The organism is Pseudomonas sp. GW822-FHT05A08, assembly GCF_058800485.1.
Map to the genome: position 1 here is coordinate 3,817,537 of NZ_CM179511.1, position 15,586 is coordinate 3,833,122.

Annotated in this window: 11 protein-coding genes; 7 read left to right on the forward strand and 4 right to left on the reverse strand. The window is 63.3% G+C overall.

Annotated features, from left to right (window positions below):
• Positions 1-196: 196 nt before the first annotated feature.
• The 3 genes from AC3RCP_RS17060 to pvrR all read left to right on the forward strand — a co-directional run bounded on the left by AC3RCP_RS17060 (position 197) and on the right by pvrR (position 5,166).
• A complete protein-coding gene (locus AC3RCP_RS17060; RefSeq protein ID WP_492571342.1) occupies positions 197-1,018 on the forward strand; it encodes an aldo/keto reductase in 822 nt (273 codons plus the stop codon).
• 148 nt (positions 1,019-1,166) lie between these two features.
• Entirely contained in the window at positions 1,167-3,989 is a 2,823-nt protein-coding gene (locus AC3RCP_RS17065; RefSeq protein WP_492571341.1) for a response regulator, read from the forward strand.
• A gap of 34 nt (positions 3,990-4,023) precedes the next feature.
• On the forward strand, positions 4,024-5,166 hold the full coding sequence (pvrR, locus tag AC3RCP_RS17070; protein ID WP_492573206.1) for a response regulator cyclic di-GMP phosphodiesterase PvrR: 1,143 nt from the start codon (positions 4,024-4,026) through the stop codon (positions 5,164-5,166).
• 24 nt (positions 5,167-5,190) lie between these two features.
• On the opposite strand, the gene AC3RCP_RS17075 is transcribed toward pvrR, so the two are convergent.
• A complete protein-coding gene (locus tag AC3RCP_RS17075) occupies positions 5,191-5,472 on the reverse strand; it encodes a hypothetical protein (protein WP_238543445.1) in 282 nt (93 codons plus the stop codon).
• Here AC3RCP_RS17075 and AC3RCP_RS17080 point away from each other — a divergent pair.
• The 3 genes from AC3RCP_RS17080 (at position 5,452) to AC3RCP_RS17090 (ending at position 9,666) form a co-directional block, all read left to right on the forward strand.
• On the forward strand, positions 5,452-8,490 hold the full coding sequence (locus AC3RCP_RS17080) for a hybrid sensor histidine kinase/response regulator (RefSeq protein ID WP_492571339.1): 3,039 nt from the start codon (positions 5,452-5,454) through the stop codon (positions 8,488-8,490). The genes AC3RCP_RS17075 and AC3RCP_RS17080 overlap by 21 nt on opposite strands.
• Before the next feature lie 74 nt (positions 8,491-8,564).
• Positions 8,565-9,212: a response regulator gene (locus AC3RCP_RS17085; protein ID WP_007929094.1), complete on the forward strand. Its 648-nt coding sequence runs from the start codon at positions 8,565-8,567 to the stop codon at positions 9,210-9,212.
• A gap of 40 nt (positions 9,213-9,252) precedes the next feature.
• Positions 9,253-9,666 carry a TIGR03067 domain-containing protein gene (locus tag AC3RCP_RS17090; RefSeq protein WP_492571338.1) on the forward strand — a complete coding sequence of 138 codons (414 nt, stop codon included), beginning with the start codon at positions 9,253-9,255 and terminating at the stop codon, positions 9,664-9,666.
• A gap of 25 nt (positions 9,667-9,691) precedes the next feature.
• On the opposite strand, the gene AC3RCP_RS17095 is transcribed toward AC3RCP_RS17090, so the two are convergent.
• The gene (locus AC3RCP_RS17095; protein WP_492571337.1) at positions 9,692-10,318 is read right to left on the reverse strand and encodes a TetR/AcrR family transcriptional regulator; all 627 of its coding nucleotides are present in this window, start codon (positions 10,316-10,318) and stop codon (positions 9,692-9,694) included.
• A gap of 72 nt (positions 10,319-10,390) precedes the next feature.
• Here AC3RCP_RS17095 and AC3RCP_RS17100 point away from each other — a divergent pair, with 72 nt between their 5' ends.
• The gene (locus AC3RCP_RS17100; RefSeq protein ID WP_007929100.1) at positions 10,391-11,599 is read left to right on the forward strand and encodes a serine hydrolase domain-containing protein; all 1,209 of its coding nucleotides are present in this window, start codon (positions 10,391-10,393) and stop codon (positions 11,597-11,599) included.
• Here AC3RCP_RS17100 and AC3RCP_RS17105 read toward each other — a convergent pair.
• Entirely contained in the window at positions 11,584-13,872 is a 2,289-nt protein-coding gene (locus AC3RCP_RS17105; protein ID WP_492571336.1) for an ATP-dependent DNA helicase, read from the reverse strand. The genes AC3RCP_RS17100 and AC3RCP_RS17105 overlap by 16 nt on opposite strands.
• On the reverse strand, positions 13,869-15,521 hold the full coding sequence (locus AC3RCP_RS17110) for a VRR-NUC domain-containing protein (protein ID WP_492571335.1): 1,653 nt from the start codon (positions 15,519-15,521) through the stop codon (positions 13,869-13,871). Before AC3RCP_RS17110 ends, AC3RCP_RS17105 begins: the two co-directional genes overlap by 4 nt.
• Positions 15,522-15,586: the final 65 nt, after the last annotated feature.

Consider the following 15,586-nt stretch of genomic DNA (forward strand, 5'->3'; position numbering starts at 1 on the left):
TTCCTGTCTGGGGTGGGCACTGGCGCAGCGCCGTGCAGGCCTTTAAGGTGCCTTGTGTCCTTTCACATTAAAAGGAATAAATGGTAGTTATTTTATTCCTTAAATGAATATGAAAAATTCTCCCGTCCTCTTCGTTACCTTGACCGAGCACCGCGCCTTTGCTTCTCTGGATCCCTAACCCTTTCAGGAGATTGTCATGCGAACACTCGAGCTGGCGGGCGTGCCCGTCCCGGTGATTGGCCAGGGTACCTGGCGCATGGGCGAGGAGCGCCACCAGCGCAACGCCGAGATTGCCGCGCTGCAGGCCGGTATCGAACGGGGCATGAGCCTGATCGACACCGCCGAAATGTACGCCGAGGGCGGCGCGGAGGAAGTGGTTGGCGCCGCCATCACCGGCCAGCGCGACCGGGTGTTCCTGGTCAGCAAGGTGTACCCGCACAACGCCAGCCGCAAAGGCATTCCCCAAGCCTGCGAGCGCAGCCTGCGGCGCCTGGGTACCGACTACATCGATCTGTACCTGCTGCACTGGCGTGGGCAGTACCCGCTCGAGGAAACCGTGGAAGCCTTCGAGCGCCTGCGCGAAGACGGCAAGATCGGCCGCTGGGGCGTTTCCAATTTCGACCTCGATGACCTCGAGGAACTGGCGAGCCCGGCCTGCGCCACCAACCAGGTGCTGTACAACATCGAGGAACGCGGCATCGAATTCGACCTGCTGCCCGCCGCGCGACAACAGCGCTTGCCGCTCATGGCTTACTGCCCTATCGCCCAGGCCGGCAAGCTGCTGCGCCACCCTACGCTGCAGCAGGTCGCCGACCGCCATGGCGTGACCACGGCCCAGGTCTCGCTGGCCTGGGTCCTGCGCCAGGACGGCGTGATCGCCATTCCCAAGGCGGTACACCCCGAGCATGTCCGGCTGAATGCCGAGGCGGCCGGCTTGCGCTTGCACGACGAAGACCTGGCGGCCATCGACCAGGCCTTTCCCGCGCCACTGCACAAGCAGCGACTGGCAGTGGTCTGAGCCGGCTGTCACGAGGCATGCCCCACTGAAAAAACCTGGTGCCCGTGCCAGGTTTTTTTCGTCGTGGACCAGGCTGGAAGCGGCGAAATACCACGACTTTAAGGATCGTCCTATCCCGAATTAATGAGGGTTTATTTAGAGTGGGTCAATGAGATTAAAGACCTACCTTCATCAGATCAGTCCCCTATTTTCCAGTCCTGAAGCCGCCAGCAGGTTGCTGCGTCTTTTCGCACTCATTCTTTTGGTCGGCATCCTCGGCGCCGTCTACAACTTCCTCAATTCCACCCTCAGCAACGACATTTCCCGGCGCCGCGGCTACATGAGCAGCGCCATCGCCGAAGCCCAGACCTTCTTCACCAGCCGCGAGGCCTTGCTGGAAAGCCTCAGCCTGTCCGCGGTACGCCGATCCAGGCAGGTACAGGGGTATCCGCCTTCCAGCGAAGAATTGCACCTGCAACTGGGCGACATCGATGATCCGTGGAGCATCTGGCTGAGCCAGCGCATGCGCGAATACTTCAAGGCCAAGCAGGTCAACCTGCTCTATGTAAGCCCTGGCCCCGAGGCCCGGGTCATGCGCCTCTACAGCAGCAACCCGACCTCCCCCAACCTGCCCAGGACCATCCTCTCGAAGCTTGAGGTCCTGAACCATGGGGAGCATCCGGACACCAACGAGCTGTGGCTGACCGACCCGTCCACGCAGACTTCGCAGCTGTACATTTTCACCCGGCTCGACGAGCGCACCGATGACTCCGGCTGGCTGGGCCTGGAAATGGATGGGCGGGAAGTGCTCAAGGCTCTCAGCGACCAGAGCGCCGGCGAGTTCATGATGTTCAACTCCGAAGGCGCGCTGCTGTTCACCAACACCCCGGCCGGGCGCCTGGGGCAGGCCCTGCAGCAACTGCAAGGCAGCAACTTCTTCGGTTTTGTCGGCAGTGGCTGGTGGCCCGATCACCTGGTGATCCGCAAGCAACTGATGACCTCCGACTGGCAACTGGTCTACTCCTTCAGCCTGCAGTCCCTGCTGATCGCGCTCTGGCCGCAGCTGGCCGGCGCCCTGGCGTTCTGCCTGTTCAGCATCAGCCTGATCTGCCTGCTGACCCGCCGCATCGAGCACCGTTTCATCACCCCTGCGCTGAGCCGTATCCAGGCGCTGGTCGAGAGCGAGCTGTTCAGCCGCGACGTGATCCAGACCGCGCCCGTGGCCTTGTGCGTGCTGCGGCGCACCGATGGCCAGGTGGTCCTGGAAAACACCCTGGCGCAGCAGTGGCTGGGCGATGGCGTCGAACGGGAAATACTCTGCGCCGGCTGGATCCAGCAAGCCTTCAAGAGCCACGAGCCGAACCGCTTCGACTACTTCGAGACCACCGACGGGCGCCATCTTTACCTGAGTTCCGCGCCCACCCGCTACAAGGGCGAGGACGTGTTGTTCTGCGCCTTCAGCGACATCAGCGCGCGCAAGCAGGTGGAAGCCGCGCTGGAAGAAGCGCGGCAGATGGCCGATGCCGCCAACGAAGCCAAGACCCTGTTCCTCGCCACCATGAGCCATGAAATTCGCACCCCGCTGTATGGCGTGCTGGGGACCCTGGAGCTGCTCGCGCGCACTCAACTGGATACCCAGCAGCGCGATTACCTGCGCGCCATCGAGTGTTCTTCTTCGACCCTGTTGCAGTTGATCTGCGATGTGCTGGACGTGTCCAAGATCGAGGCCGGGCAACTGGCCCTGGAGCTCAATGAGTTCTCGCCACTGGACCTGGTCCACGAGCTGATCCAGGGCTATTCCGCGGCGGCGTCGAACAAGGGCCTGCTGCTGTATTCCTGCGTGGACCCGCAAATCCCCGAGCGACTGATCGGCGACGTCACCCGGATCCGGCAGATCCTCAGCAACCTGCTCAACAACGCGGTGAAGTTCACCGACCTGGGGCGCATCGTGCTGCGGGTCAACCTGCTGAGCCGCGATGGCGAGCGCTCCAGCATCCTGTGGCAGGTCTCCGACACCGGCAAAGGCATTGCCCAGGATCATCAGCCGTTGATCTTCGAACCCTTCTATCAAACCGGCGGCAACGCCAACGTGGTGGCGGGCACCGGCCTGGGCCTGCCTATCTGTCAGCGCCTCACGCAATTGATGAACGGCAGCCTGCGCATGGTCAGCGAACTGGGGCTGGGCAGCAGCTTCTCCCTCACCCTGCCCCTGGAAGCGGCGATCGATGGGCCGGTCACCCTGCCCGCCACGCAGCTGCTGCCGGAAACCATCTATGTGATGTCCAGCGTCCGCGAGCTGGCGGAATCCATCGGCGGCTGGCTGCGCCAATGGGGCGCGCGGGTGCAACTCTGCCATCCCTCGAAGATCGCCCCGACCAGCGATTGCCTGCTGGTCGAGGTTCACCCCGGCGAACTGGAACAACGCCTGCAGCCCGACTGGCCCGGTCCGCTGATCCTCGCCACCGGGGCAGGCAACAACGAACCGCAGGTTCGTGCCGGGTGCTGGCATGTGAACCTGAACCACCTGCGTTCCATTCATCAGGCGGTCAGCCAGGCCCAGGGGCTGTGGGTGGCCAAGGCCGAGAATCACAACGAACACTGGACGTTGAAGCAACTGAACCTGAACGTGCTGGTGGCCGAAGACAACGTCATCAACCAACTGATCCTCAGGGATCAGCTGGAAGAGCTGGGCTGCAGCGTGGAGCTTGCGTCAAACGGCGAGGAAGCCCTGTCGATGTGGGACCCCGAGCGCTTCGATCTGGTCCTCACCGACGTCAACATGCCCATGATGAATGGCTATGAACTGGCCAAGGAGTTGCGACGCCGTGGCTGTACGGTTCCGATCATCGGTGCCACGGCCAACGCGATGCGTGGAGAAGAAGAGCAATGTCTGGCGGCCGGAATGAACCATTGCCTGGTCAAACCTTTTGCATTACGCGCCCTGTTCAATTACCTAGCGCCCTATGAAAGAGCGAAGAATGAAGCCCTGTAGCATATTGATCGTTGAAGACCATCCCTTCCAGCACATGTACCTGCAACATCTGTTCGGTGAGCTGGGCCCCTACTACCTGGAAGGCGCCCGGGATGGCGAAGAGGCGCTGGAACGCTTGAAATGGCGCAAGTTCGACCTGGTGCTCACCGACCTGTTGATGCCGGGAATGGATGGCGTGCAGTTCATCCAGGGACTGGCGGCCCTGCACTCCAAGCCGGCGCTGGCGATCATGAGCTCGGCTTCGCGGCGCATGCTGATGAGTGCCAGCCTGGTTGCCAAGAACCTCGGGGTGAAAGTCATCGGCCTGATCTCGAAACCGGTGAACCTTGCCGCCTTGCAGACCCTGACCACGCAATTGAGCATTTCGCAGCCGAGCTCGCCGCGCCCCTTGCCCGCCTCCATGCTCAGTCGGAGCGCGCTGGTCCAGGCCATCGAGCAAGAGCAGTTCGAAGCCTGGTTCCAACCCAAGAAATCACTGTTCAACGGCCGCATCGTCGCCGCCGAAGCCCTGGTCCGCTGGATGCATCCGACACAGGGCATGCTGCTCCCCGACACCTTCCTGCCCGCCCTCAAGTCCTTCGACCTCGAGGAGGACCTGCTGTGGCTGGTCCTGCGCCAGGCGATCCAGGCCCAGGCACGCTGGCGCCAGCAGGACTACGACATTCCGGTGTCGATCAATCTGCCGACCCATCTGCTCAACAGCCACGACCTGGCGGACCGCCTGTTCGACTTTGTCATGGAACACCAGGGAGTGCCGGGGCAGATCTGTTTCGAACTCATGGAATGTTCGGTGCCCCAGGACATCAGTAACTTCTATGCCGGTGCCTGCCGCTTGCGCATCAAGGGCTTCGGCCTGTCCCAGGACGACTTCGGCAAGGGTTACAGCTCGTACATGAACCTGGTTTCCACCCCGTTCACCGAACTGAAGATCGATCGCGCCCTGGTCCAGGGATGCCACGCCAGCGAAGAACTGACCAAGGCCCTGACCAGCATCATTGCCCTGGGTCGCCAGCTGGGCCTGACCGTGGTGGCCGAAGGCGTGGAAAGCGCCGAGGAGCTGGCGTTGCTGCGCAAGATCGACTGCAGCCAGGTGCAGGGTTTCCTGATCTCTCGCGCAGTCCCCTCCGAGCAGTTTCAACAGTTGCTGGTGAACGACGGTCCAGCCGCCAGTTATTGAACCGAGGACATCCACCCTTCAGGATTACATGCCCCACATCACTGACAAGTCGTTGTTTAAAGGTAAAATCCTCAAGGCTTCGACTTTTTCATGCTTTTTTGGATACCAGTGATGAACCACCAGGACACGCTCATCGAGAATCTGAAACGATACTCGACTCGCCTGAACAAGGGATTGTTGATTTTTCTCGGCTTGACCCTGTTGTTGATCGCCATCAGTTACTGGTCGTCGCACAAACTGCTCGAAGAACAACACGGCAGGTTCAAAGCGCATTTTGCGCGGATGATGGAAGACATCCGCGAACATGAAGACTTCCTCCGGGGCGTGGCCGTACAAAGTAGCAAGATCCCCCTTCACGCCAACGATTCGGTTTCATACCTGAAAAGCGCCTTGCCCGAAGAGGGGCCGCACAACTACCTGGGCCAGGAATTTGCCTTTTCCACGCCCTTCAGCCTCTCTGTCGATCACCAGAGCGTCGAGCCTGACACCTTGGCCAGGCTGGCCGACCTGGGAGAGCACCTGACCGACTATTACAGCGCCTTCTGGTCCACTTCCCATTACCAGTCACCGCCGTTTTTCCTGTTCGATGCCAAGGGCAACTTCAATATCGGCATTCCGGCCGCCGGGCATTCACGCGACCCGCTCTGGAAAAACGACACCCCCAACAAGACCCTCGTCCTGCAAACGCTCAAGCATCTGCTGGCGAAAGATTCGGCACGGGCCGATGGCTCGGTCGATTGGGAGCCCCTCGTCCCCCATCAGACCAATGAGGCCCCCGTCCGGCTGCTGGCTTATGTCAGCACCCATCTCGGGCCGCAATGGTCACGAGTCCAGGACAGCGGCAACCAGATCGGCGTCGCGTCGCTGTTCAGCATGGATCTGGTCAATGACATCAAGCGACTCATGCCGTGGTCGACCTATGACCATGTCGCCCTGGTCGCCCCCTCCGGAAAGGTGCTCAGCGGTTCGCTGCAACCGGGCGTCGTGCTGCATGACGGGCTGAACATCACCGGCGACGGCATGGTCTTCAAAGTCTCGAGCCATTCCGCCGAGCCCTGGACCGCTCTCTATACCATCGGTTTCAAGAGCTACTTCAACTACACCCTGTGGCCCTTGCCGGTCTTGCTGGCCCTGCTGATCGGCGGCATTGGCTGTGGCTGGCTGGTCAGTCGCCGGTATCAGTCACGTATCGTCAGACCGGTCTACGAGGCTTACCAACGCACCGCCGAGAGCGAGGCCTTCAGCCGGGCCGTGATCGATTGCGCGCCCACCGGCCTGTGCGTGGTGCGTCGCTCGGACTTCAAGGTCCTGCTGGAAAACCGCAAAGCCCAGCAATGGCAAGGCAGCACAAAACTGCGGATGGCCCTGGAGAGCCGGCAGGACCTGTGCGTCGCCGGTGAAACCCGGCTGGACATCGACGGTACTCACCTGCAGGTAGGGTTCGTGAGCACCCGTTACCAGGGCGAGGATGCCTTGCTCTGTGCCTTCCACGACGTGACCAGCCATATCGAGGGCGCGGCCATGCTGGAGCAGGCGCGGCGCTCCGCCGATGCGGCGAGCGAAGCCAAGACGCTGTTCCTCGCCACCATGAGCCACGAAATACGCACCCCGCTCTATGGCGTACTGGGCACCCTGGAACTGCTCGGGCTGACGCGCCTGGATGCTCGCCAGCGCGAGCACCTGCAAACCATCCAGCGCTCGTCCAGCACCCTGTTCCAATTGATCAGCGATGTCCTGGACATTTCCAAGATCGAATCCGGGCAGATGGCGATCGAGTCCCAGGCGTTCTGCCCGCTGCAGATGATCGAGGACACGCTGCACGCCTACAGCGTCTTCGCCGAAAACAAAGGCCTGCTGCTGTACGCCTGTATCGATGCGGCGTTGCCCGACCAGTTGCTGGGCGACCCGGTACGGATCCGGCAGATCCTCAGCAACCTGCTCAGCAACGCCATCAAGTTCACCGACACCGGGCGCGTGGTATTGCGAGTCAAGCTCCTGCACTGCGTGGATGGCCAGGCCAGCCTGGAGTGGCAGGTCACCGACTCCGGCATCGGCATTTCACCGGCGCAACAGGAACGTCTGTTCGACACCTTCTACCAGGTACGCGACGCCTCCAGCGAGGCCGGAGCCGGACTCGGCCTGGCGATATGCCGCTGGTTGACGGAAATGATGAACGGCCAGATACGCGTGGTCAGCGAGCCCGGCCTGGGCAGCAGCTTCTCGCTCCGCCTGGGGCTGAAGGTCATGCCCGGCGCTCTGGAAGGTTGCGCGGACATCCTGCCGAGCACCCAGGCGGTGTATGTGCGGGCTCCCGCCGTGGAGCTGGCGCAGAGCACCAGTGACTGGCTGAATCGCCTCGGCGTGGTCGCCAAGCCATTGCCGGCCTTTGTCGAAGAGTCGCGCCAGGCCAACCTGCTGGTCGATGTCCTGCCCTCCGACGCCCTACCCGCCTGGGCCGGACCAAGGGTCCTGTGCGTCGCCGGCGAACACCCGGCACCGCCACCGCGAGGTTGCACCGTGGATGCCCATGATGTGCGGGCCATCGCCAGGGCCGTGTCCCTGACCCTGCACGGGAAAACCATCGCGCCCGCCGCTCCCGAATGCGACCTGAGCAACAGGCTCAGCCTGCATATCCTGGTGGCCGAGGACAACGCGATCAATCAGGCGATTATCAAGGAGCAACTCGAAGCCCTGGGCTGTACGGTGACGGCCGCCTCCAATGGCGAAGAAGCCTTGCAGCTCTGGCAGCCGCAGGTGTTCGACCTGGTGCTGACCGATGTAAACATGCCGCTGCTCAACGGCTATGAACTGACCCGCGCCCTGCGTGAGCGTGACCGGGAGACTCCGATCGTCGGGGTCACGGCCAATGCCATGCGCGAAGAAGGCGCCCGCTGCATGGCTGTCGGCATGAATGCCTGGTTGGTCAAACCCTTGAGCCTGCAGACTCTGCACCACTACCTGTCGAATCTCTGCGCGAATGCGCCTGCCCAGGAACCGCAACCGATGATCGATGCAACGCCTTCCCCCGCGACCGGCGACACAATGATCGAGCTGTCCCCAAAAATGCGTGAGCTGTTCATTACCACCATGCGCCAGGATGTCCAGAGCGTGACCGACGCCCTCGACGCCCAGGATGCCAAGCGGCTCGCCGAACGGCTGCACAGCGCCGCCGGAGCGCTGGGTGCCGTGCAGCTGAGCGGGCTGGCGAAAAACTGCGCCGAACTGGAGTCCCGGATACTGCAAAGCGCGATCACCTCTTCCGTGACCCTTGAGGTGAAAAGCCTGATACAAAGCTTGACGGATATTCTTAATGCACTTGAATGAGACGCGACAAGATTTGATGAGCGCAATCCTTTACTCTTTCTCCTTACCAACCGGCGTATTACGAGTGGCTAGTCATGGAAAAATTTAAAGTAGTCATCGCCGACGATCATCCGATTGTTCTGCTCGGCGTTCGCGAGTTGATGGAACGGGAAAGCAACTTTGAAATAGTCGGTGAAGCCATCAGCTCACAGGGCTTGATCGAGATTCTCGAACAACAGCCGGTCGATATCGTCATTACCGACTACAACATGCCCGGGGACTCTCCCTACGGCGACGGCCTCAAACTGGTCGAGTACCTGAAGCGCCACTTCCCGCGCCTGCAGATCCTGATCCTGACCATGATCTCCAACCAGTTGATCCTCACACGCCTGCATGAACTGGGGGTGGTCGGGGTGATCCAGAAAAGCCAGCTGCACAATGAAATCCAGGTGGCGCTCAAGACCATTGTCGAAAGAGGCTCTTATCAGAGTCTGGAACCTGCGCCGAGCTCGGTCATCGAATCCAACGCCAGCATCGACGACCGGATCTCCATGCTCTCGCCCAAGGAGTTTGAAATCCTGCGGCTGTTCGTTTCCGGCAAGAGCGTCAGTGACATTGCCCGCAGCCAGAACCGCAGTTCGAAGACCATCAGCGCGCAGAAAATCTCCGCCATGCGCAAGCTGGAAGTCGAGAGCGACCAGGACCTGCTGACGTACTGCATCGGGCGCAACATCTTCAACTGACCCCCCTCTTACCCAGCGAAGACAGAAGGCCCGGACGACGATGACCTGCGACGACCAGTTCGACCTGCAACAGCTTCAAGGTGCCTGGGAACAGGTGGAGTACGAGGACAACGGGGTCAGCAACCCGCCTGACGAACATGGTGCCCCAGGAGCTCTTACCCTGATCCAGGGGCAAGGGTTCCGCGTCGTGACGCTCGAAGGCGAGCTGTTGCTCGCGGGCAGTTTTACCCTCGATACCCGGACCACACCGAAATCCATTACCTGGGTCGACTCCATGGGCGCCGACACCGGCAAGCACTTGCCTGCCAGCTATCGACTGGACAGCGATGACTTCGTCTTCATCGCCGCGGACGAGGGCCAACCCAGGCCCACCGAGTTCCGCACCGGGCCAGGTGAAACCCTGCGCCGGTTCATCCGCGTCTCACAGGATGGAACAGGCCTCGGCAGCTGCTGAGGTTGACTCATTGGCCGGCATGCCGTCAGGCCCTGGCCCGCTGTATTTCCTGCCCCGCCAACTCGCCGATGGCCAGCAACGCTGTGCAATCCGCACCATCCTGAGCCTGTACCGACATGCCTTGAATGATCGCCCCGATATACCGGGCCAGCGCCGCTGCCTGGGTATCGGCGCGCAGTTGCCCGTTGGCGATGCCCTGCTCGATATGCGCTTCAAAGGCCTTGAGGGTGTTGGCCCTCAGGGCACTGACGAACTCCCGCAGCGCATCGTTTTCCACCGCGCAGGTCAGGGTCGCGGTGGAAATCATGCAGCCCCGCGGCCGCCCGGGCAGGCTGTATTCATGGGCCGCCTCGCGCAGCAGGCGGAGGAAACCGTCCACCACATCCGCCTCTTCGCGAAGTGCCCGCTCGGCAAAGGCGCCAGTGCTGCGCTGGTAATGCGCCAGCGCCTGCTGGTAAAGCTCGGCCTTGGACCTGAACGCGGCATACAGGCTTTGCACGGTGATGCCCATGGCCGCCGACAACTCAGGCATCGAGGCGCCTTCATAGCCCAGGCGCCAGAACACCTCTGCCGCAAGGCCCAGGACCTGGTCGCGATCAAAGGCAATCGGCCGTCCACGACGGCGCACCACGGCAGCAGGATTATTTATCATAGTGATCACTATTGAAATTAGAACGAATGCCGGTTAATCATAGCGGACATTGTGATTATAGAGGCTCTCCCCATGGATCGACCCCATAAAGGCCTGCTCGCCCTGGCCGCCACCCTCGGCGCTTCGCTGGCCAGCGCCGCCACGCCGGACGAGGAGCTCGGCAGGCGCATGGACACGGCCATCGAACGCGCCATCGGCGAACAGCGGATCGTCGGCACCGTGGTGGTGGTGATGCGCGACGGCCAGGTGGTGTACCAGCGCGCCGCCGGTTTCGCCGATCGGGAGGCGGCCCGGCCCATGACCGGCGACACCATCCTGCGCCTGGCCTCTATCACCAAGCCCATGGTGTCCGTGGTCGCCATGCGCCTGGTGGAACAGGGCACGCTGTCCCTGGACGATACGGTCAGCCAATGGCTGGCGGATTTCCGCCCTGGGCTGGCCGATGGCACCCACCCGCCGATCACCCTCAAGCAATTGCTCACCCACACCGCCGGCCTGAGCTATGGCTTTCTCGAGGCCGAGCATGGGGCGTATCGCACGGCCGGGGTGTCGGATGGCCTGGCCGAGCCGGGCATGAGCCTGGAAGACAACCTCAAACGCATTGCCAGCGTGCCCTTGAGTTATCCGCCGGGTACGCAGTGGCGCTATTCCATGGCCATCGACGTGCTCGGCGCCGTGCTGGAAAAGGCCAGCGGCAAAAGCCTGCCAGCCCTGACCGAGGAACTGGTCACCCAACCTTTGCACATGAACGACACCGCGTTCTCGGTCAAGGACCCTGCCCGCCTCGGCGCGGTTTACCGCGATGACCGTCCGCGGCCGAGCCGGATGCAGGACGAGGCGGCGATCCGGGTCGGCGAAAGCACCACGCTGTTCTCCCTCAAGCGGATCTTCGACCCACGCGCCTACCCCTCCGGTGGCGCCGGCATGGCTGGTACCGCCATGGACGTGGCGCGTTTTCTCGACACCTTGCGCCAGGGTGGCGGCCCGCTGCTTTCCGCCCGTAGCGTGCAGGCGATGATGACCGACCAGGTCGGCGCTCAGGCGCAGACCCAGGGGCCGGGCTGGGGCTTCGGCTACGGCTGGGCGGTACTGGACGATCCGGCCCTGGCCGGTACCCCACAATCCCGGGGCACCCTGCAATGGGGCGGCGCCTACGGCCACAGCTGGTTTGTCGACCCACAGGCCAGGCTGACCGTGGTGGCGCTGACCAACACCGCCTTCGAGGGCATGTCGGGAGCTTTCACCCGGGAGATCCGCGACGCCGCCTACCCGGCGCCCTGAAGCACCTCGTCGCCCGGAGCGTCGAGCGCCCACCAGCCCGGCAGCAATTGCCGGACCCGGGGCTCGGCGAACCGGTCGTCGATCAGCATCACCACGCCGCGGTCCTGCTGGCTGCGAATCACCCGGCCCGCGGCCTGCACCACCTTCTGCAGGCCGGGGTACAGGTAGGTGTAGTCGTAACCGGCGCCGAAAATCGCCGCCATGCGCTGTTTCATCTGCTCATTCACCGGGTTCAGCTGGGCCAGGCCGAGGGTGGCGATAAAGGCGCCGATCAAGCGCGAGCCCGGCAGGTCGATGCCCTCGCCGAACGCCCCGCCCAGCACGGCGAAACCCACCCCCTGGCCATCGGCGTCGAAGCGCTCGAGAAACCCCTGGCGTTGCCCTTCATCCATCCCGCGCGACTGTTGCCACAGAGGGATATCCGGGTGCTGTTGGGCCAGCAGGCTGGCCACCTGCTGCAAGTAATCGAAGCTGCTGAAGAACGCCAGGTAGTTGCCGGGGCGCTGGCGGAACTGGCTGGCGATCAGCTCGACGATGGGCGCCAGCGACGCCTGGCGATGGGCGAAACGGGTGGAGATCCGGCTGACGATGTGCACGTCCAGCTGCGCGGCACTGAACGGCGACTCCACGTCCACCCACACCGTGGTTTCCGGCAGCCCCAGCAGGTCGCGGTAGTAATGCCAGGGGTTGAGGGTCGCCGAGAACAGCACCGTACTGCGCGCCGCGCTCAGCCGCGGCGCCAGGAAGCCCGCCGGCACCACGTTGCGCAGGCACAGCTCGGACAGGCTGCGCCGGGCATTGAGTTCGCGCTTGCTGATATCGAACAGGAACTGCTCGTCGAACAGTTCGGCCACCCGGGCGAATTGCAGCGCATCGAAATAGAAGCCCTGCAACCGGCTGTCCAGCCCTTGCGGGTGGTCGTTGAGGTAATCGCCGATCGCCGAAATACACAGCGACAGCGCCTTGAGCAACGGGGCCGGCGCCTGGTCATAGGCCTGGTACGGCCGCAGCTGTTCCTTGTGCAGGGCATTCCATTCCCGGTTGAGCCGTTGCAGCGGCTTCTTCAGCGCCTCCGGGGCGGCCTGGCGCACGCTGTGCAACTGGTACTGGTCGAGGCTGGCGCTGTACATCGAGCGCCCGCGCTCCACCAGGTTGTGCGCTTCGTCCACCAGCGCGGCGACCTTCCATTGGTTGGCCTGCGCCAGGCCGAACAGCAAGGCGCTGAAATCGAAATAGTAGTTGTAGTCCGCTACCAGCAGATCGCTCCAGCGGGCCATTTCCTGGCTCAGGTAATACGGGCACAGCCCATGCGCCAGGGCGATCTCGCGCAGCGCCTGCTGGTCCAGCAAGGATCGCTGGCTCGCCGCCTGCCGCGCCGCCGGCAGACGGTCGTAGAAACCCTTGGCCAGCGGGCAGGACTCGCCATGACAGGCCAGCTCCGGGTGCTCGCAGGCCTTGTCCCGCGCCACCAGCTCCAGCACCCGCAACGGCAATCCGGGGCTGCCCTCGAACAGCACCTCAGCGGCATCCAGCGCCAGTTTGCGTCCCGGGGTCTTGGCGGTGAGGAAGAACAGCTTGTCCAGTTGCTGCCCCGGCATGGCCTTGAGCATGGGAAACACCGTGCCCAGGGTCTTGCCGATCCCGGTCGGCGCCTGGGCCATCAGGCAGCGCCCGGTGCTCACCGCCTTGTACACCGACTCGGCCAGCGCGCGCTGCCCCGGACGGAAGTCGGAATGGGGGAAACCCAGCGCCGCCATGGCCTGGTCGCGGGCGTGCCTGTGGGCCAGTTCCTGCTCGGCCCACTGCAGGAACAGGCTGCATTGCTGGTTGAAAAACTGCTCCAGGGCCTGGGCATCGTGCTCTTCCACCAGCGACGTCTCACGCTCGCTGAGGATGTCGAAATACACCAGCGCCAGGCGGATGCTGCTCAATTGCAACTGCTGGCACAGCAACCAGCCATAGATCTTCGCCTGGGCCCAATGCAGCTGGCGATGGTTGGCCGGCATGCGCTCCAGGTCGCCGCGGTAGGTCTTGACCTCTTCCAGCAGGTTGGCGTCCGGGTCGTAGCCATCCGCCCTGCCCTTGACCGTCAACGCGCCGAAGCTGCCTTCGAGGGGCACCTCGCTCCGATAGTGCGCGCTGCGCCGCGCCGCCACCGTGCGATGGCCCTGGATGCCCTCCAGCGCGGTGGGCGACGGGGTGAAGCGCAGGTCGAGGTCGCCGACCTTGGCGGTGAATTCGCACAGCGCCCGTACCGCGATGCGGTAGTTCACCCGTCCTGCTCCGCCCATTGCACGTAGCAGACCGCCACCGGCATCTGGTGCTGCCGACAGAACTCCAGCCAGCGCAGCTGGTTGTCCTGCAGGCGGTCGCCAGGGCCCTTGACCTCGATCATCCGGTAGGTTTTCTGCTGCGGCCAGAACTGGATCAGGTCCGGCATGCCGGCGCGGTTGGCCTTGATGTCCTGCAGCAGGCGCTCGAACCAGTGCTTGAGGTGCTCGGCCGGCAGGCAGGCCAGTGCCTGCTCCAGCAATTCTTCGTCGAGGGCGCCCCAGAACACGAAAGGCGACTGCACGCCCCACTTGTCGAGGTAGCGCTGGCGGATGGTCTGCGCATAACGCCCGTCATCCAGTTCCGCCAGGCAGGCCTGGAACAGTTCGGCGCGACGGCTGTGGAAGTCCTCGCTCAACAGGTCGGCCGGGCCGCGCTGGAACGGGTGGAAGAATGCCCCGGGCAGTGGCGCGAAGATCGCCGGCCAGCAGAGCAGCCCGAACAGCGAATTGATCAGGCTGTTCTCCACGTAGTGCACCGGCGCCTGCTCCTCGTGGAGATGGGCCTGCACATGGAATTCCACCGACAGCGCCGGATCGACCCGCGGCAGGCTGAGGTCCAGGCGCAGTGTCGGCTGGGTGCCGCCGCGCGGCGTGGCCGGGCCGCCCAGCTTGCGCCGCAACCTGGGCAGCCGCCGCAGCAGTTGCTGCTGCTCGGCCGCGTTGTGCGGAGCCAGTGCCGCCGCCTCGGCCAGGGCCAGCGCCTGCGGGTAATCGCCACTGCGCTCGAAGACGCGGATCAGCCGCGCTCTCGCCCCGGGATCGGCGCAGGCCTGGTAGATGGCGGCCGCCAGCGGCCATTCGGCTAGCCGCTCGCAATGCTGCCCCAGCAGGAACAGCAGCTTGGCCCGGCGCCGCTGCAACCAGGGATTGTCGCTGGCGAACGCCTGGATGCTCACCAGCACCTCCTCCAGCGCCGCGCCGTTTTCAAAATGCTGCCGACAGTCCTCCAGGTACAGGAAACCCTCGACGTCGTCGCGGCTGCGCAGCGCCCGGGCGTCGTCGCGAAACTCGACCTTTTCGTAGGTGAAGATACCCAGATCGGCCAGCACGAACTCCGACCAGTCCTGGTGCAGGTTGCCGAAGAACATCAGGCGCAGGCGGTCGCACAGCGCCATGACCGTCAGGCTGCATACCCCGTCCTCCAGATCCGGGCACCACTGGCCCAGGCTCCGCGGCTCGTCGAACAACGGCGCCAAGGCGGCCAGCCAGTCGGACTTGCGGGCCTTCGGCTGTTCGATTTCCGCGCGAAAAACCTGGAGGATCTCCGCCTTCTGCAACAGGTTGAACAGTTCTTCCAGGGTCAGCGGCGCCTGCTCGTCGACCCAGCCCAGGCGCACCAGCGGCGCGACGGCCGCGCGAGTATCGCCGATTTCTTCATAGACCAGCCGGGACGTGCGAAAATGGCAGCCTTTGCGCATGATCATGCGCACCAGCAAGGCCTGGGATGGCTGGGCCAGCGCCGAGAAGTCGTCGATGAAGCTACGCTCTTCAGGTGACAGCACATCGGCGTAGCGCAGCTTGAGCCACGCCAGCACCTGCTGAAAGTTGTGCAGGTAATAAAGAGGGTTTTCCAGAGGGTTGGAAGTCACAGGACAAGCGCGCCGCAAAGAGGTTGATACTGGTTATGCATACAGATAACAGCTGCCGACCTGCC